This window comes from Streptomyces sp. Act143 (assembly GCF_003143935.1).
In the GTDB taxonomy this organism is placed as follows: Bacteria; Actinomycetota; Actinomycetes; order Streptomycetales; family Streptomycetaceae; genus Streptomyces.
In genome coordinates this window covers 8,801,283-8,818,272 of record NZ_QFRX01000001.1, presented here as the reverse complement: position 1 = coordinate 8,818,272, position 16,990 = coordinate 8,801,283, and the positions used below count along the sequence as shown (strand labels likewise).

The window sequence follows — 16,990 nt, the reverse complement described above, 5'->3', positions numbered from 1 at the left end:
AGCTCAGTTGGTAGAGCGCAACCTTGCCAAGGTTGAGGTCGCGAGTTCGAACCTCGTCGTTCGCTCGGAAGAGCAAGGGGGATCATCCCGAACCCCCGACACTCCTGGTGGAGTGGCCGAGAGGCGAGGCAACGGCCTGCAAAGCCGTCTACACGGGTTCAAATCCCGTCTCCACCTCCAAGGACGATTAGCTCAGCGGGAGAGCGCTTCCCTGACACGGAAGAGGTCACTGGTTCAATCCCAGTATCGTCCACATACCGAAGCCCCCGGCCCTGCGGCCGGGGGCTTCTTCGTGCCGGGTCAGCTGGAGAACAGCATGTGCCCGAAGCTCTTGTGCCGCTTGTGACCGTAGTGGCCGCCGTGGCCGCCGTGCTGCGGCGCGCCCCAGGCGGGAGCCGCGGGGGCCGCGGGGGCCGCAGGGTACGCCTGTGGTCCCGCCGGGTACGCCTGTGGGGCGCCCGGGGGCGGCGGGGCGGGCTGGGTCCACTGGGACTCCAGGCGGGTCAGAGCCTCCAGCTCGCCGTAGTCGAGGAAGATGCCGCGACACCCGCTGCACTGCTCGATCTGAACACCGTTGCGGTTGTACGTGTGCATGGGCGCATGGCACTTGGGACACTGCATGGTCGGCTCAACTCCTCGCCGGTCGGTCCTGCTTCGCGTTTCGCCAGGACAGACACTGTCCGGCTGCGGTCGGTTGCACCCTACTTCGCGAATGTCCCGGTCAACTCGGGTGGGACCGAACCCATTCGGGCGCAGGCGTCGACCAGGGACTGCTCGACCTCGTCCAGGGGGCGGTCCGCCGCCAGGGCCTTCGTGAGGGACCGTGCGGCGGTCTGGACGGTCAGGGCGCGGGCCGGGACGTCCAGGGCCGGCCAGGGGTCGCCGTGGGGCGGGACAGCCGGGCCGCCCGCGGTGCGGTAGGCGTCGAGGAAGCGGGCCCACTCGTCGGGCGGGAGCAGGCCGCAGGCGTACCAGGCGGCCGGGCGGGCGAGGTCCCAGGCGGGGACGCCGGTGCCGAGGTCGTCGACGTCGATGAGGAGCCAGTGGCCGTCGGGAGCGGGGTGGCGGACGAGCTGGCCGAGGTGGAGGTCGCCGTGGCAGAGGGTGCGGGTGTCCGGCATGGGCACCTCGGCCCGGGCCCAGGCGGGGAGGGTGGCCCAGGCTTCGAGGACGGGGCGGGTGGCGGGGTGCGGGCCGGCCGCACGGAGGCGGTCCACCGCCCGGGCCGCCTTGGCCGGGCCGCGCATCGCGGGGAGACCGGGACTGGCGGGGGTGCGGTGGAGGCGGGCGAGGAGGGTCGCCGCCTCCTCCCAGGGGGCGGCGTCCGGATTCCGCGGGTCCACGGGGGTGCCGTAGGGCCAGAACGTGACGAGGCGGTCGTGGAGGGCAACCGGGGTGGGGGTGAGCGGGGGGAGCAGGATGCCCCGGAGGCGCCCGGCCGCGGTGAGGCGGGCGGTCAGTTCGGCGAGGGGTGTGCCGGGGGCGTGCGCCTTCGCGACCGTGTCGGCATGGCGGACGACGGTGGCGTCGGGGCGGTCGGCGAGGGTGCTGGTGCCGCAGACGCAGGTCGGGGCGGTCGGGGTACCGGAGTGCGCCGTGGCCTTGGCTCGGGCGGTGAGCTCGGAGAGCAAGGCGGTGGCGGCGGTCACGGGGCTCCCTCGGTGCGGTGCGGGGTGTGACTGCGAGGGTACGGGGAGATCCCGCGCCGACCGCAGGGTCCCGGGACGACCGCATCGGGGAAAAGCAATGCCGGCGCAGCTCCCCAGCTGCGCCGGCATTTGTGCCGTCCGCCGCACCCCCGTCCCCACGGGGTTTCATGGGTGGATGTCCCCGCCCGGACCGCTCTTCCGGGCCTGGGGTCGCCGCTCAGCGCCCCAGCATCACGCCCACGGACGACGCCTGTGTGGCCACCGTCTCCCAGCCTCCGAAGAGGAGGAAGAGCAGGACCGCAGGAGGAAGGGCCATCAGGGTCGCCACCAAGGGGTGGCGGCGGCCCGTGCGGCGGGGGCGGAGCGCGGTGCGCTCCTGGGTGCGGATCATCGTCCGCGGTGCCGTGTGGGCCATGGTCCCTCTCCTGACCGTTTCGGTTGTCGTTGGCAGCGGCGGGTGTCTGACCTCGGGGGACGAGTGCTGCACCCGCCGCTTGACCTCAAATCTAGGGGCGCGGCGGGCGCCGCACGTCATGCCCTCGTACCGATTGCCGGGCCTCCCGGAGGATGAGCCATGACCTGCGGAGTACTCCCCTGGGTGGAGACGAGGTCCTAGGTCTCCGGGTCTTCCCGGAGGGGGCGCCCGCTCTGCCCCGGTTTCTCCGAGCTGTCCTCGCGCGGCACCGGCTGCTCGACCAGCGCCAGGACGCGGTTCGCCATGAAGCGGGCCGTCCGGACGACGGAGCCACTGCGGGTGACTTCGCTCACTTCCACGACTCCGCGGCGTACCGCCGTCTCCACTCGGCGGCCCGCTCTGCTCGCCACCACCTCGTAGGTGCGCGTCGTGTCCCCCGCGTCCACGACTATCTCCACGCGATCACCCTTCACGGGTTCAATCCCCCTTCTGTGACGGGTGGTTGGGAGGAACTGCGCGGCAAAGCCCGTCCGTTCGCGCGCTCCCTGACCACCCCTCAATTCTCCCACCGGGCACTGACAATCCGTCGGGACGAGAGGGCGCGGCCTCTGCGCGCGGGCGGCCGCATAAACGTAAGCTGTGGCTCGTCACACGGACCGGGCAGCGGGGATGAACATGGCGATGATGCGCCTGAGGCGCGAGGACCCGCGCGTCGTCGGCTCGTTCAGGCTTCACAGACGGCTCGGCGCGGGCGGTATGGGCGTCGTCTACCTGGGCTCCGACAAGAAGGGGCAGCGGGTCGCGCTGAAGGTGATCCGGCCCGATCTGGCGGAGGACCAGGAGTTCCGTTCGCGGTTCGCGCGTGAGGTCTCGGCGGCCCGGCGGATCAGGGGTGGTTGTACGGCGCGGCTCGTGGCGGCCGATCTCGACGCCGAGCGGCCGTGGTTCGCCACCCAGTACGTCCCCGGGCCCTCCCTGCACGACAAGGTCGCCGACGAGGGCTGCCTGGCCGCGGCCGAGGTCGCGGCGATCGGTGCGGCGCTGTCGGAGGGGCTGGTCGCGGTGCACGAGGCCGGTGTCGTGCACCGGGATCTGAAGCCGTCCAACATCCTCCTCTCCCCCAAGGGCCCGCGGATCATCGACTTCGGCATCGCCTGGGCCACGGGGGCCTCCACGCTCACACACGTCGGCACCGCCGTCGGCTCGCCCGGCTTTCTCGCGCCGGAGCAGGTGCGCGGCGCGGCCGTCACTCCGGCCACCGACGTGTTCTCGCTCGGTGCGACGCTGGCGTACGCCTCGATGGGCGACTCGCCCTTCGGGCACGGCAGTTCCGAGGTGATGCTGTACCGGGTGGTGCACGAGGAGGCGCAACTGCACGGCGTACCGGACGCTCTTGCCCCGCTGGTGCGTGCCTGTCTCGCCAAGGACCCCGAGGAACGGCCCAGCACGCTCCAACTGTCGTTGCGGCTCAAGGAGATCGCCGCGCGGGAGGCGCAAGGACTCGCGGACGTACGGCCGCCCGCGCCGCGCGTCGCCGACACGGACCGGCCGGCCGGGCGGGTCACCGAGAGCTATACCGACCCGCAGCGTCCGCAGCAGCGGCGGCCGCAGGGGCCGCAGGGGGCCCAGCCGGGGTCCACTCAGCGCACTCCGGCGCCGCGCGGCGGCACGCCGTCATCCTCGCGGGGCGGCACACCGTCGTCCTCGCGCGGGCCCGCCCCGTCACGGAACGGGGCGCCGTCGCGAGGTGGCGGTCCCGTGTCCCGGTCCGGGGCCCGGCCCACGCCCGCCGCGCGGAACACCACGCGTTCCGGCGGCGGCAACCGTCCCGCACCGCGCAGTGGTACGGGGCGTCCGGCGGCCAGGACCACGGGCACGGGCCGGCGGCCCGCCAATCCGCGGCTGCTGCGTCAGCGGCTGTTCGTGTTCGTGGTCGTGACCTTGCTGGTGGCGCTCGGCATCGCCGCGGCCCAGGGATGTCAGGGGCCGGCGCGGGGCATCGGCGGCGATCGTGACGGCGTACGGCAGGAGCAGGTGCACTACCCGCCGCTGGACGAGCGGGGATCGATGTCCGAGCGGTTCGAGTCGACGCTGACTGCGACCGACTGAGGCGTCACAGGCTCGGCAGGATCCGGTCGAAGAACTCGAGGTCGCCCTCGAAGACCGGGTCCAGGGACGGGAATTCCTCCGGGGTGATCCAGCGGGCCTCGGCCACTTCCGTGGGGTCGGGGACCACCTCGCCGTCGTCGGCGCGGGCCGTCCACCAGTGGAGGCGGAAGGTGCCGTCGTCGGTCTCCGATTCCCAGACCTTGGCGAGCGGGGCGACCGTCAGGCCGACCTCCTCGCGGACCTCCCTGATCACCGCCTCCCGCTGGGTCTCCCCCGGTTCGAGCTTGCCGCTGAGGGGCTGCCAGTAGCCGGGACGGACCACGCCCGGCGCGCGACGGACGACCAGGACGCGGTCCGCGCGGAACAGGACCGCGACGATCGCCTCGCGCCGGTCCACCGGATTACAGCTCGGGGCGGCCCGTGGCCACCGCGTAGAAGGCGACCGCGGCCGCCGCGCCGACGTTGAGGGAGTCCACGCCGTGGGCCATCGGGATGCGGACCCATTCGTCGGCGGCCACCAGGGCCTGGGTGGACAGGCCGTCGCCCTCCGCGCCCAGCATCAGGGCGACCCGGTCCATCTTGTGGGGGGCGACCTCGTCGAGGGTCTTGGCCTTCTCGTCCGGGGTGAGGGCGAGGAGTGTGAAGCCGGCCTCGCGGACCGACTCCAGGCTCTTGGGCCAGCTGTCCAGGCGGGCGTACGGAACCGAGAAGACCGCGCCCATCGAGACCTTGACGCTGCGACGGTAGAGGGGGTCGGCGCAGTCGGGCGAGAGCAGGACCGCGTCCATGCCCAGGGCCGCCGCGGAACGGAAGATCGCACCGATGTTGGTGTGGTCGTTCACCGACTCCATGACCACGACCCGGCGGGCCGTCTGGAGGAGGTCGATCGCCGTCGGGAGCGGTTTGCGCTGCATGGAGGCGAGCGCGCCGCGGTGCACGTGGTAGCCGGTGACCTGCTCGGCGAGCTCCGGGCTGACTGCGTAGACCGGGGCCGGGAGCTCGTCGATGACGTCGCGCATGACGTCGACCCACTTGGCGGACAGCAGCATCGAGCGCATCTCGTACCCGGCGTCCTTGGCCCGTCTGATGACCTTCTCGCCCTCGGCGATGAAGAGGCCCTCGGCGGGTTCTCGCTTGCGGCGCAGTTCGACGTCGGTCAGGCCTGTGTAGTCGCGCAGGCGCGGGTCGTCGGGATCCTCGACGGTGATGAGATCGGCCACAGGGTGATACTGCCTTGCTCTCGGTGCGGTGCCAACGGCTGGGTACGAGTTGGGTTACCCGGGGTTACGCGGAGGTCTGCGGGCCTACGCCCACGACGGCACCGATGACGATCACCGCCGGGGGCTTCACGTCCTCGCGCACCACCGTCTCGGCGACCGTCGCGAGGGTCGCGTCCACGCGGCGCTGGGCGGCCGTGGTGCCCTCCTGGACGAGGGCGACCGGGGTGTCCGGGGACTTGCCGTGGGCCACGAGCATGTCGGCGATCTTTCCGATCTTGTCGACGCCCATGAGGACGACGAGCGTGCCGGTGAGCTTGGCCAGGGACGACCAGTCGACCAGGGAGCGCTCGTCGTCAGGGGCCACATGGCCGCTGACCACCGTGAACTCGTGGGCGACACCGCGGTGGGTGACCGGGATGCCGGCCGCGCCCGGGACGGAGATCGAGCTGGAGATGCCGGGGACGACGGTGCAGGGGATGCCGGCCTCGGCGAGGGCGTGCAGCTCCTCCATGCCACGGCCGAAGACATAGGGGTCGCCGCCCTTCAGCCGTACGACGGACTTGCCCTGCTTGGCGTGCTCGATCAGGGCGTTGTTGATGGCCTCCTGGGCCATGAAACGGCCGTACGGGATCTTCGCGGCGTCGATCACCTCGACGTGCGGCGGGAGTTCGGCGAGGAGGTCGCGGGGGCCGAGGCGGTCCGCGATGACGACGTCCGCCTCGGCGAGGAGGCGGCGGCCGCGGACCGTGATGAGGTCGGGGTCACCGGGGCCGCCGCCGACGAGGGCGACGCCCGGGGTGCGGGTGCGGTGGTGGGGAGCGACGAGGGTGCCGTCACGGAGGCCTTCCACCACCGCGTCGCGGATGGCGGCGGTGTGCCGGGGGTCGCGGCCACGGGCTTCGGTGGTGAGGACGGCGACGGTGACGCCTTCGCTGTGGCCGGTGGCCGGGGTCCAGGCGGTGGCGGCGTCGGCGTTGTCGGAGCGGACGCACCACACGCGGTGGCGCTCCGCCTCGGCGGACGCGGCCGTGTTGGCCTCGGCGTCGCTGGTGGCGATCAGGGCGTACCAGGCGTCCGCGAGGTCGCCCTCGGCGTAGCGGCGCCGGTGCCAGGTGATCTCGCCCGCGTCCGCCATGGCTTCGACGGAGGGGGTCGCCTCCGGGGACACGAGGAGGATGTCCGCGCCCGCTGCGATCAGGGCCGGGAGGCGGCGCTGGGCCACCTGGCCGCCGCCGAGGACGACGACCTTGCGGCCGGTGAGGCGGAGGCCTACGGGGTAGGCGGGGTTTTCGGCCATGAGGGTCGGCTCCTCCGGGGGCTTGGCGGTGGCCCTGACGTGCAGATTTTAAGGGGCGGGCGGATGGGGCGGCTCAGGTGTCCGGTGGCTGGGCGTCGTCGCCGGGTGCGGGTGCGTGGGTCCGTGCCCACCCGTTCCGCCCTGCGGAACGACTGCCCACGGACCCATGGGGTCAGGGCCGCCGGGCTGACGGCCTGAGGGGGCCTCGGACCTGCGGGCTTGGTCGAGGTCCGCGGGGTTGTGGGTCGGCAAGGGTGCGGGTCCGCCGGGGTCGTCGGGCCGCGGGGTTGTGAGCCCGCATGGTTGTTGCTCGCCAGGTCCTCGCGAGCACGAAGCGGCGAGTCAACGGCCCACCGACTCGTCGGTTCCGCGATCCATCCGGCTTGTGGCCTTGCAGATGGGCGGGCGGGGGAGGGACGCATGCGGCCACGGCGTGGGGATGCGGCGGCGCATGTGTGGGGCGCGTCGTCGGAGGGGTGGCCAGGCCTCGGGGCGGGGTCCCGAGGCCGGTGGCCCGTGCCTACTTCTCCGTCACTCCCGCCGAGTCGAACGTCGCCACCTCGTGCATCGCCCTCGCCGTGCTCTGGACCAGCGGGAGCGCCAGCAGGGCTCCCGTGCCCTCGCCCAGGCGGAGGTCGAGGTCGACCAGGGGACGCAGACCCAGCTTGTTCAGGGCGGCGACATGGCCCGGTTCCGCGCTGCGGTGGCCCGCGATGCAGGCCGCGAGGACCTCGGGGGCGATGGCGCGGGCCACCAGCGCGGCGGCGCCGGCGCTGACGCCGTCCAGGATCACCGGGGTGCGCAGCGAGGCGCCGCCCAGGAGCAGGCCGACCATCGCCGCGTGCTCGAAGCCGCCGATCGCGGCCAGCACCCCGATGGGGTCGGCCGGGTCGGGCTGGTGGACCTCGATGGCACGGCGGACGACCTCGGTCTTGCGGGCGAGGGTCTCGTCGTTGATGCCGGTGCCGCGGCCGGTGACCTCGGCCGGGTCGGTATCCGTGAAGACCGAGATCAGGGCGGCGGACGCCGTCGTGTTCGCGATGCCCATCTCGCCCGTCAGCAGGGCCTTGTTGCCGGCCGCCACCAGGTCGCGGGCGGTCTCGATGCCGACCTCGATGGCCTGCTTGGCCTCCTCGCGGGTCATCGCGGGGCCGGTCGTCATGTCGGACGTGCCGGCGCGGACCTTGCGGGGCAGGAGGCCGGGGGTGGCGGGGAGGTCGGCAGCGACGCCGACGTCGACCACGCACACCTCCGCGCCCACCTGGCTCGCGAACGCGTTGCAGACCGCGCCGCCGCCGAGGAAGTTGGCCACCATCTGGGCGGTCACCTCCTGGGGCCAGGGGGTGACGCCCTGGGCGTGCACGCCGTGGTCGCCGGCGAAGATCGCGACCGCCGCGGGCTCCGGGATCGGCGGCGGGCACTGCCGGGACAGTCCGGACAGCTGAGCGGAGATGATCTCCAGCATGCCGAGCGCGCCGGCCGGCTTGGTCATCCGCTTCTGCCGCTCCCAGGCCTCGCCGAGCGCCTTGGCGTCCAGCGGGCGGATCTGGGCGACGGTCTCGGCGAGCAGGTCGTGCGGCTCCTCGCCGGGCAGGGCACGGCGGCCGTACGTCTCCTCGTGCACGACCCACGACAGCGGGCGGCGCTTGGACCAGCCGGCCTGCATCAGCTCGGGCTCGTCCGGGAACTCGTCGACGTACCCCACGCACAGGTAGGCGATGACTTCGAGGTGCTCGGGCAGGCCCAGCGCGCGGACCATCTCGCGCTCGTCGAAGAAGCTGACCCAGCCGACGCCGAGGCCCTCGGCGCGGGCGGCGAGCCAGAGGTTCTCGACGGCGAGCGCGGCGGAGTACGGCGCCATCTGGGGCTGGGTGTGGCGGCCCAGGGTGTGGCGGCCGCCGCGGGTCGGGTCCGCGGTGACGACGATGTTGACCGGGGTGTCGAGGATCGCCTCGATCTTCAGTTCCTTGAACTGCTTCGCCCGGCCCTTGGGGAGGGACTTCGCGTACGCGTCACGCTGGCGCATCGCCAGTTCGTGCATGCTGCGCCGGGTGTCGGCGGAGCGGATGACGACGAAGTCCCACGGCTGCGAGTGGCCCACGGACGGGGCGGTGTGGGCCGCCTCCAGGACACGGAGCAGCACCTCGTGCGGGATGGGGTCGCTGCGGAAGCCGTTGCGGATGTCCCGGCGCTCGCGCATGACCTTCAGGACGGCCTCGCGCTCGGCGTCGTCGTAGGCGGGCGCGGCCGGGCCGGTGGACTGACGTACTTCTTCCACGGCGGCCGTGCTTTCTTCCTCATCGGCGGCCCGGGTGTCCAGGTCGTCGGCGTTCTGAGTGAGGTGTTCCGCTTCCGCTTCCGCGGGTTCCACGGGCTCTGGGGCGCCGCCGTCACGAGGGGCGGGGACGCCGGGCTGGGCCTGGGCCTGGTCCTGGTCCTGAGCTTGTGCCGGGGCCTGGGCCGGGGCGGCCGGGGTGGCTCCGGGGGGCTCGGTCGCCTCCGTCGCCTGTGCCGTCTCCGTGGTCTCCGTCGCCCCTGTGGTCTCCGCAGGGACGATGAAGGGCTGCGGTGGGGTGGGGGCGAGGTGCGGAGTGGTCGGCACCGAACCCTCCACCGGGACGAACTGCCCCAGGGGCTGGCCGGGGTGGGGGGCCAGCGGGGCACCGGGCGGGAGGTCCGCAGCGGGGACTTGCGCGGGCGTGGCCTGGTCCATGAACAGGACCTGGGGGCCTGCGGGTTCCGCCGTGAGCGCGTGCGGGACCGGAGTCGGCTGCGGGGCATCCGCCTGTGCGGGAGACACGGGAGACGCGGGAGCTGGGACGGGTACGGATGCCGGGGCAGGGGCGGGGGCCGCCTGGACGTCGGCGGGCTGGGCCGCGTCCGGGGTCTGGTCCGCGGCGCCCACCATGTGGGACGCGGGGGCGTCCGCGGCGGGCTCGGCGGCGGCAGGTTCGGCGGGCGTGGCCGTGGGGTCCTCCGGCTGCGCGATCTGCTCGGCGCCGGCTGCGGGGGTGTCCGCGGCGGGGGCCTCTGGCTCTGGGGCGGGCGTGGTCTCGGCGGGCTGCGACGACTGTTCCATGTCAGCCTCCGCCGGCTGCTCCGGGTCCGCCTCGGACGGGGCCGGTACGGCTTCGGGGACGGCGGCCTCGGACGCGGCGGCCGGGGGGACGGTGGTCGCGGTTGCGGGGGCCGGGGGCACGGTGGCCTCGGGCTCGGCGGCGGCAGGGGCAGCGGCACCCTCGGGTACGGCTGCGGCGTCGGCGGTCTCGGGTGCGAGCGCCACCTGGGCTTCCGGCGCTTCCTGGGCTTCCGGCACTTCCTGGGCTTCCGTCACGGGAGCATCCTGAACCTGCGGTGCAGGGGCTTCGGCGACGGCGACCTCAGCGGCCTCAGCCACCTCAGCGACCTGCGGCACCACTGCCTCGGCGGCCTCCGGCGCGACGGAAGGCTCGGTGCTCTGACCGGCGTCCGTCGTGTCCGCGGCCTCGGGGGCCGCACCGGTGGCCTGGGGCTGTCCGGCGTCCGCGGCATCGGCGACGACCTGCCCGGCGTCCGCACCGGCCACGTCCCCGTCGGCCACCGTGGCCTCCTCAGGAACGGCCTGCCCGGCGTCACCGTCACCCACGGCACCGGCAACGCCGTCCACGGCCACGCCCGCACCGTCGGTCTCGGACACAGCGGCCGGAACCTCCCCGGCGACCGGCGCCTCGGCACCGTCCGGCACGGTCCCGGCATCCGGAGCAGCCGCACCGGGCTCGGGCATGCTCACGCCGCCCGGAACCTCTCCGGCCGCCGGCACCTGAGCCGCCGTAGGACCCGCAGGAGCCGCAGGAGCGTGAGGAGGAGCGGCAGGAGCCGCAGAAGCCGCCTCACCGCCCGAGGCGACAGCCGCCCCGACGACGGACCCGGCGGCCCCGTCAGACCCGACGGCCCCGCTCTTCCCACCTACGGAAGCGCCTTCGCCCCCCGCCGGAACCGGAACGCCTTCCCCACCGACCGACGCCTGCCCCGGCTCACCGTCCCCCGAGTGCGCGCCCTCCGGCTGAACCTCCTCCGCCGGCGCCACGTCCGGCTGTGCCACCGCACCGGCGACGCCCGCCTGCGTGGTCACGCGCGCGACCGCCGCCTGGGCCGCGCCCACCGGTTCGGGGGTCTGCTGGGCCGCGGGGTCGGTGGCCGGGACAACCGTTTCGGCAGCCTGGGCCGGCATGCCCGCCGCGGCCGGGGCGCCCCAGGGAGCGGCGCCCTGCGGGGACATCTCGCGCAGGGGCTGCGGGATGTCGAGGTATTCGGGGCCCGTGGTCGGGGGGCCCGCGTGACGGGCCGGTGCGCCCGCGGGGCCGCGGTCGGCGAGGGAGCGGACCGGGCTCGCGGAAGCGTCGGGGGTGGGCGGGCCGAGGTGCAGGGGGCGCCGGGGCGTGATCGGCGGGATGGGCACCGACGGGGCGGACACCTTGGGCCGCGCGTCGGGCATGCGGACGCCGCCGAGGTCGACCGAGCCGCTGTCGCGACCGGACATCTCGTGCGGACCGGGCTCGTGCACGGGCTCAGGCCCAGCCGCACCGAAGGGCTGCTCCGCCTGCTCCCCGAAGGGCTGCTGCGCGGGCTCCCCGAAGGGCTGCTGTACCGGCTCCCCGAAGGGCTGCGGCACCTGCTCCCCCAGGGGCTGCTGCGCCTGCTCCGCGAACGGCTGCTCCGCGAACGGCTGCTGCGCGGCGTCCGCGAACGGCTCCTGCACGGTCTCGACGACGGGCTCCGGCGTGGGCGGGGCGACCTCGTTGCCCCAGGCGCCCTGGGCACCCGGCAGCAGCAACAGGTCTTCGTCCTCGGCGGTGGTCTCGGAGAGGTAGGTGTACGCACCGTGCGCGGGGACGCCCGGCTGTTCCACCATGCCTGCGTTCTCCGGCAGCCCCTCGCCCGGGACCTGGCCGGTGTCGGTCATGCGTACCCCTCGCCCATCGGTTAGTGCTTCTACGACCAGCTCACCGGGAACGGCGCACCGACCGCCCCCGCAGTGAAGAACGAGCGTGCGTGCCCAGCGGCACGAACGGCCTGCCGAGAAAGACGACAAAGCCATTAACTGGCATTGTCCCGGCCGTTCCCCCGTCGCGACAGGTTGATCCGCGACAGCCCGCTGTGGACTGCGCCACGTTGCGCGTCCTCCGGTTCTGCCGTACCACACCCACCCCAAAACGGGCGCGTTTTCCGGACATTGACGAACGAAAGACCGGGCCACCGGGTGCGGTACAACAGTCGGCCAGCCTACCGCGCGCGGTACGACAACAGGATCACCGGGACGGCGTACCGGGTCACACCGTACGGTCCGGAAGCTCCCCGCTGAGCAGGAACGCGACGCTCCGCTCCTTCTCCGTCCAGGCCCTGGTGTCGAGTTCGACGGACTGGAGGAGAGCGCACTCGACGCGGTAGCCGTGCTCGGTCAGGTCGCGGCCGAGGAGCTCGGCCTCGTCGCGGGTCGAGGCGTGGGCGACGATGCGCTGCGGGCGGCGGTCGGCGACCGCGGAGACGACGGCGGCTCCCCCGCCGCCGACGCGGACGACGTCCGGTTCGGGGAGGTTCTCCAGGACGTGCGGGGCGGTGCCGCGGACGATCTGGAACTGGACGCCGAAGCGCCGCGCGGCGGCGTCGGTGCGGCCGCAGGCGGTGAGGTCCCGGTCGACGGCGATGACGGCGGCGCCGGCCCGGGCGGCCTCGACGGCGAAGGCGCCGCTGCCGCAGCCGATGTCCCACACGAGGTCGCCCACGCGCGGACCGAGGCGGGCGAGTTGGGCCGCGCGCAGCGGCTCGGTCTCGCCCTCGCCGAGCGGGCCGTCGTACGCCTCGGCGGGCTGGGTCCAGCCGCGGGGACCGGTGGCCGGTTCGCGGCCGGAGATCCAGCCGCCGCCCTCGCCGGTGCTCACCGGGCCGCCGATGACGATGACCACGTTGGGGTCGCGCCAGGTGTGGTCGGCGGCCTTGTCGGAGGTGAGGATCGTGACCTGTTCGCGGTCGGTGCCGAGTTCCTCGCAGATGACGAAGGTGCGGTGGACGCCCTCCATGAGCAGGCCGAGTTCGGCGGGGCCGGCGCCGGGCGAGGTGAGGACGGCGACCTTGGTGTGGGCGCGGCACACGTTCACCGCGCGCCGCAGGGTGCGCCGATGTGCGACGACCACTTGGGCGTCGTCCCAGGGCATGCCGGCGCGGGCGAAAGCGGCGGCGACCGAGGAGACGGCGGGGACGACCTCGACCTCCAGGCCGAACTCGGGTGCGCGCAGGGTGCGTACGACTCCGAAGAACCCGGGGTCGCCGTCCGCGAGGACGACCGCGGTGCCGCGGTGGCCGGCGATCCGGCGGGCGGCCAGCGAGACGCTGCCGAGGCGGATGCGTTCGGCGGCGGGCGGTACCTCGGGCAGCGCCAGGTGGTGGGCGGCGCCCGCCACCAGCGTGGCGGCGCCGAGCGCGGCGCGTGCCGCTGCCGTCAGGGGCGAGCCGTCCCAGCCGATCACCGTGACCCGGTCGGCCATCGTCGTCAGTCTCCAGGGTTTGCGCAGGTCGTCAGGGTCGGGCTCCGTGAGGGTACCTGGTCGACCCGGCGTACGCGGCAGGGGTCCCTTGGCCGCCCTGTGGTTTCAGTTCCAGTCGCCGTACGACGTGAAACCGCTGGTGTCGGCCAGCTGCTCCCCGGCACCCTCCAGGTCCTCGGGCAGCAGGCTCCAGACGATGAAGTCGGTACGGACCTCGGCCCAGGTGTCGTCCTCGGTGTGGACGCGCGCTATGCAGGCGTTGCGCAGGACGCCCTCGCTGATGCAGCCGATCTTCTGGGCGACCTGCTGGGAGGCGGTGTTGTCGGCGGCCGTGCGGAGCTCTATGCGCTCGAACTTCTGGTCCGTGAAGAGCCATTGGGCGGTGGCGAGGGCGGCCTCGGAGGCGTAGCCCTCACCGCGGGCCCAGGGGGCGATGATGTACGACAGCTCGGTCGACCGGATGTGCCAGTTGGTCTTGGTGAGTTGGACGAGGCCGACCAGCCGCTGGGTGAGGAACTCCGTCACGGCGAGGGCGAGTCCGCGGCCCGCGGCGCGTTCGGTGGGCGCGTACACGGTGATCCAGCCGCGCGCGTTCTCCGCGGTGAAGGGCTGGGGGACGGCGGTCCACGCGACGATCTGCTCGTCGTTCATCATCTCGGTCAGCGCGGGCACGTCGTCCTCGTCGAGGGGACGCAGCACCAACCGCTCCGTGCTGATGGAGATGTTGGGGAAGGTGCTAGTCATGCGCCGCTCCGTAACCTTCGGAAAACTGCAAGTCCTGCTGAGCTCCTGCTGAACTGCCCAGCATGCAGCATGAAAGCACCCAACCGCACTACAGGGCCCACCCGGGGTGAGCGAGTGGACCCTGTGCGTGGCGAAACGCGGTATACGCGCCGTCAGGTTCAGAAGGACGCGATGACGGAGCCGTCGTACTTGTCCTCGATGAACTTCTTGACCTCGTCGGAGGTGAGGAGCTTCGCGAGCTTCTTGACGCGCGGGTCGTCCTCGTTGCCGTCCTTCACCGCGAGGAAGTTGCCGTACGGGTTGTCCTTCGCGGACTCCAGGACGAGGGCGTCCGAGGCGGGCTTCAGGTCGGCCTCGATGGCGTAGTTGCCGTTGATGACGGCGGCGTCGACGTCGTCCAGGGAGCGCGGGGTCTGGGCTGCCTCCAGCTCCTTGAACTTGAGGTTCTTGGGGTTCTTGGTGATGTCGGCCGGGGTCGCCTCGTTGCCCACGCCGTCCTTCAGCGTGATGATCCCGTTGGCGTCGAGGAGCTTGAGGGCACGGGCCTCGTTGACGCTGTCGTTCGGGACGGCGATCGTCGCACCGCTCTTCAGGGCGTCGGCGCTCTTCACCTTGTGGGAGTAGAGGCCGAGCGGCTCCAGGTGGACCGTGACGACGGGCACGATGTGGGTGCCGTTCTTCTTGTTGAAGTCGTCGAGGTACGGCTGGTTCTGGAAGTAGTTGGCGTCGACCGAGCCGTCCTCCGTCGCCGTGTTCGGCGTGACGTAGTCGGTGAACTCCCTGACCTCCAGGTCGAGGCCCGCCTTCTTCGCCAGGTTGTCCTTGACGTAGTCGAGGATCTCGGCGTGCGGGACGGGGCTCGCGGCGACGACGAGCGGGCCGCTGGTGTCGGAGGAGGCGGCGGAGTCGGAGTCCGAGGAGCCGCAGGCGGTGAGCCCGAAGGTGAGGGCGCCGGCGGCGAGGACAGCGGTCGAGAGCTTTGCGGTGTTACGCACGAAAAGTGCCTTTCCTTTTGGGCAGAGCGACCCCGCGGTGGTGGTGCGGGGAAGTTGTGGGGAGTGCCGAGGGCGGCGTCAGACGGTCTTGGTGTCGGCCGTCGCGGCCTTCAGCAGCCGCAGTTTGGGGGCGGGGCCCCGCTGGCCGCCGCGGCTGTGCAGCGAGCGGGCGGCGAGGTCGCCGGCGAACTGGATGAGCGAGATGACGACCGCGAGGATCGCGACGGTGATCCACATGAGCTGGGTTTCGAAGCGCTGGTAGCCGTAGCGGATGGCGATGTCGCCGAGGCCGCCGGCGCCGACGGTGCCGGCCATGGCGGAGTAGCCGATGAGGGCGACGATGGTGGTCGTGGTGCTGGCGATCAGCGAGGGCAGCGACTCCGGTACGAGGACCTTGCGGACGACGGTCCAGGTGTTGCCGCCCATCGACTGCACGGCTTCCACGAGCCCGCCGTCCACTTCACGGACAGCCGTCTCGACCAGCCGCGCGAAGAACGGGATCGCGCCGATGGCGAGCGGCACGATCGCGGCCTCCCGGCCGATGGTGGTGCCCGTGATGGAGCGGGTGAAGCCCATCAGGGCCACCATCAGGATGATGAACGGCATCGACCGGGCGACGTTCACGATCTGCCCGATGACCTTGTTGGCGATGACGTTCTGGAGGAGTCCGCCGCGGTCCGTGAGGACGAGGAGGACACCGAGCGGGAGACCGCCGACGACGGCGATCACGGTGGACCAGCCGACCATGTAGAGGGTGTCCCAACACGCCTGGGACAGCAGGGGCTGCATCTCGGACCAGGTCACTTGGCACCTTCCTTCACCAGCAGCGGTTCACCGACGACGTCGATCTGGAGGCCCTGTTCGCGCAGGAAGCCGATCGGCACGACGTTGTCCTCGTAGCGGCCGGGCAGTTCGATGCGCATCCGGCCGACCTGGAGGCCGCCGACGGTGTCGATGGCGGCGCCGAGGATGGAGATGTCGATGTTGTAGGTGCGCGACAGCTGGGAGATGACCGGCTGGGTCGCGGCCTCGCCGTGGAAGGTGACGTCGACGACCGTGCGGTCAGTGCCGGTGGCCTCGCCGCCGACCGGGAAGAGCGCGGTGGCCAGTTCGGAGCCGGGCGTGGCGAGCAGTTCGCTCACCGTCCCGGACTCGACGATGCGGCCCCGCTCCATGAGCGCGGCGGAGTCGCAGATCGACTTCACGACGTCCATCTCGTGCGTGATGAGCAGGACGGTGAGCCCCAGCTGCCGGTTGAGGTCGCGCAGCAGCTGGAGGATGGAGCGGGTGGTCTCCGGGTCGAGGGCGCTGGTGGCCTCGTCGGAGAGCAGCACCTTGGGGTCGCCGGCCAGGGCGCGGGCGATGCCGACGCGCTGCTTCTGGCCGCCGGAGAGCTGGGCGGGGTAGGCCTTGGCCTTGTCGGCGAGTCCGACGAGGTCGAGGAGTTCGAGGGCCTTGCGCGACCGCTCCTTCCCCGACTTGCCGAGGATCTCCAGCGGCAGCTCGACGTTGTCCTGGACGGTCCGGGAGGACAGCAGGTTGAAGTGCTGGAAGACCATGCCGATGCGGCTGCGCGCCTGGCGGAGTTCCCGGCCGGCCCGCGGGCCGCGCCCGGCGAGGGCGGTGAGGTCCTGGCCGGCGACGGTGACCGTGCCGGCGGTGGGGCGCTCCAGCAGGTTGACGCAGCGGATGAGGGAGGACTTGCCGGCGCCGGACTGGCCGATGACGCCGTAGACCTCGCCTTCGCGGACGTGGAGATCGACGCCGTCGAGGGCGGTGACCTCGCGGCCGCGTGAGCGGTAGACCTTGGTCAGGCCCGTTGTGGTGATCACTGGGATTCCATCACTGTCGGGTACGTACGCAGGCGTGGGTGTGCCTTGGTACGGGAGGAACGGTGTGCGCGGGGCAGCAAGGTCACGTACGGCTGGACACGTACGGACATGCCACGGCTGCTCGCTTCGGGGCGCGAGGCTCTGGGGTGGTGCGGGGGCCCTCTAGAAGGCGCACATTCGACACATACAGCGAGCACCGGGCGTCATG

The 16,990-nt window shown here is 72.7% G+C and carries 14 protein-coding genes and 3 tRNA genes; 4 read left to right on the top strand and 13 right to left on the bottom strand.

Annotated features, from left to right (window positions below):
• From DI272_RS40305 to DI272_RS40295, 3 genes are all read left to right on the top strand, one after another.
• A tRNA-Gly gene (locus DI272_RS40305) sits at positions 1-62 on the top strand.
• A 44-nt stretch (positions 63-106) separates the two neighbouring features.
• Positions 107-180: transfer RNA gene (locus DI272_RS40300), tRNA-Cys, on the top strand.
• A gap of 1 nt (position 181) precedes the next feature.
• Positions 182-253, top strand: a tRNA-Val gene (locus DI272_RS40295).
• A 47-nt stretch (positions 254-300) separates the two neighbouring features.
• Here DI272_RS40295 and DI272_RS40290 read toward each other — a convergent pair.
• From DI272_RS40290 to DI272_RS40275, 4 genes are all read right to left on the bottom strand, one after another.
• Positions 301-621: a zf-TFIIB domain-containing protein gene (locus DI272_RS40290; RefSeq protein WP_109500109.1), complete on the bottom strand. Its 321-nt coding sequence runs from the start codon at positions 619-621 to the stop codon at positions 301-303.
• Between the two features lie 80 nt (positions 622-701).
• Positions 702-1,649, bottom strand: a complete 948-nt coding sequence (locus tag DI272_RS40285) for a phosphotransferase enzyme family protein (protein WP_258314817.1) — start codon at positions 1,647-1,649, stop codon at positions 702-704.
• Positions 1,650-1,866: 217 nt separating this feature from the next.
• Entirely contained in the window at positions 1,867-2,064 is a 198-nt protein-coding gene (locus tag DI272_RS40280; protein WP_109500107.1) for a hypothetical protein, read from the bottom strand.
• A gap of 197 nt (positions 2,065-2,261) precedes the next feature.
• Entirely contained in the window at positions 2,262-2,537 is a 276-nt protein-coding gene (locus DI272_RS40275; protein ID WP_109500106.1) for a hypothetical protein, read from the bottom strand.
• A 196-nt stretch (positions 2,538-2,733) separates the two neighbouring features.
• On the opposite strand from DI272_RS40275, the gene DI272_RS40270 reads away from it, so the two are divergent.
• Positions 2,734-4,173: a serine/threonine-protein kinase gene (locus tag DI272_RS40270; protein WP_181387576.1), complete on the top strand. Its 1,440-nt coding sequence runs from the start codon at positions 2,734-2,736 to the stop codon at positions 4,171-4,173.
• A 4-nt stretch (positions 4,174-4,177) separates the two neighbouring features.
• Here DI272_RS40270 and DI272_RS40265 read toward each other — a convergent pair whose 3' ends face one another.
• From DI272_RS40265 to DI272_RS40225, 9 genes are all read right to left on the bottom strand, one after another.
• Positions 4,178-4,570: an NUDIX domain-containing protein gene (locus tag DI272_RS40265; RefSeq protein WP_109500104.1), complete on the bottom strand. Its 393-nt coding sequence runs from the start codon at positions 4,568-4,570 to the stop codon at positions 4,178-4,180.
• A gap of 4 nt (positions 4,571-4,574) precedes the next feature.
• Entirely contained in the window at positions 4,575-5,393 is an 819-nt protein-coding gene (locus DI272_RS40260; RefSeq protein ID WP_109500103.1) for an RNA methyltransferase, read from the bottom strand.
• A 64-nt stretch (positions 5,394-5,457) separates the two neighbouring features.
• On the bottom strand, positions 5,458-6,690 hold the full coding sequence (gene cobA / locus DI272_RS40255; RefSeq protein ID WP_109500102.1) for a uroporphyrinogen-III C-methyltransferase: 1,233 nt from the start codon (positions 6,688-6,690) through the stop codon (positions 5,458-5,460).
• Positions 6,691-7,210: 520 nt separating this feature from the next.
• Positions 7,211-11,632, bottom strand: a complete 4,422-nt coding sequence (cobT, locus tag DI272_RS40250) for a nicotinate-nucleotide--dimethylbenzimidazole phosphoribosyltransferase (protein ID WP_109500101.1) — start codon at positions 11,630-11,632, stop codon at positions 7,211-7,213.
• Between the two features lie 367 nt (positions 11,633-11,999).
• The gene (gene cbiE / locus DI272_RS40245; protein ID WP_109500100.1) at positions 12,000-13,211 is read right to left on the bottom strand and encodes a precorrin-6y C5,15-methyltransferase (decarboxylating) subunit CbiE; all 1,212 of its coding nucleotides are present in this window, start codon (positions 13,209-13,211) and stop codon (positions 12,000-12,002) included.
• A 105-nt stretch (positions 13,212-13,316) separates the two neighbouring features.
• A complete protein-coding gene (locus DI272_RS40240) occupies positions 13,317-13,955 on the bottom strand; it encodes a GNAT family N-acetyltransferase (RefSeq protein ID WP_109500099.1) in 639 nt (212 codons plus the stop codon).
• 158 nt (positions 13,956-14,113) lie between these two features.
• Positions 14,114-14,950 carry a MetQ/NlpA family ABC transporter substrate-binding protein gene (locus DI272_RS40235; RefSeq protein ID WP_109500098.1) on the bottom strand — a complete coding sequence of 279 codons (837 nt, stop codon included), beginning with the start codon at positions 14,948-14,950 and terminating at the stop codon, positions 14,114-14,116.
• Between the two features lie 78 nt (positions 14,951-15,028).
• The gene (locus DI272_RS40230) at positions 15,029-15,754 is read right to left on the bottom strand and encodes a methionine ABC transporter permease (RefSeq protein ID WP_109500097.1); all 726 of its coding nucleotides are present in this window, start codon (positions 15,752-15,754) and stop codon (positions 15,029-15,031) included.
• Positions 15,751-16,782 carry a methionine ABC transporter ATP-binding protein gene (locus DI272_RS40225; RefSeq protein WP_109500096.1) on the bottom strand — a complete coding sequence of 344 codons (1,032 nt, stop codon included), beginning with the start codon at positions 16,780-16,782 and terminating at the stop codon, positions 15,751-15,753. The genes DI272_RS40230 and DI272_RS40225 overlap by 4 nt, the downstream gene beginning before the upstream one ends.
• Positions 16,783-16,990 lie beyond the last annotated feature (208 nt).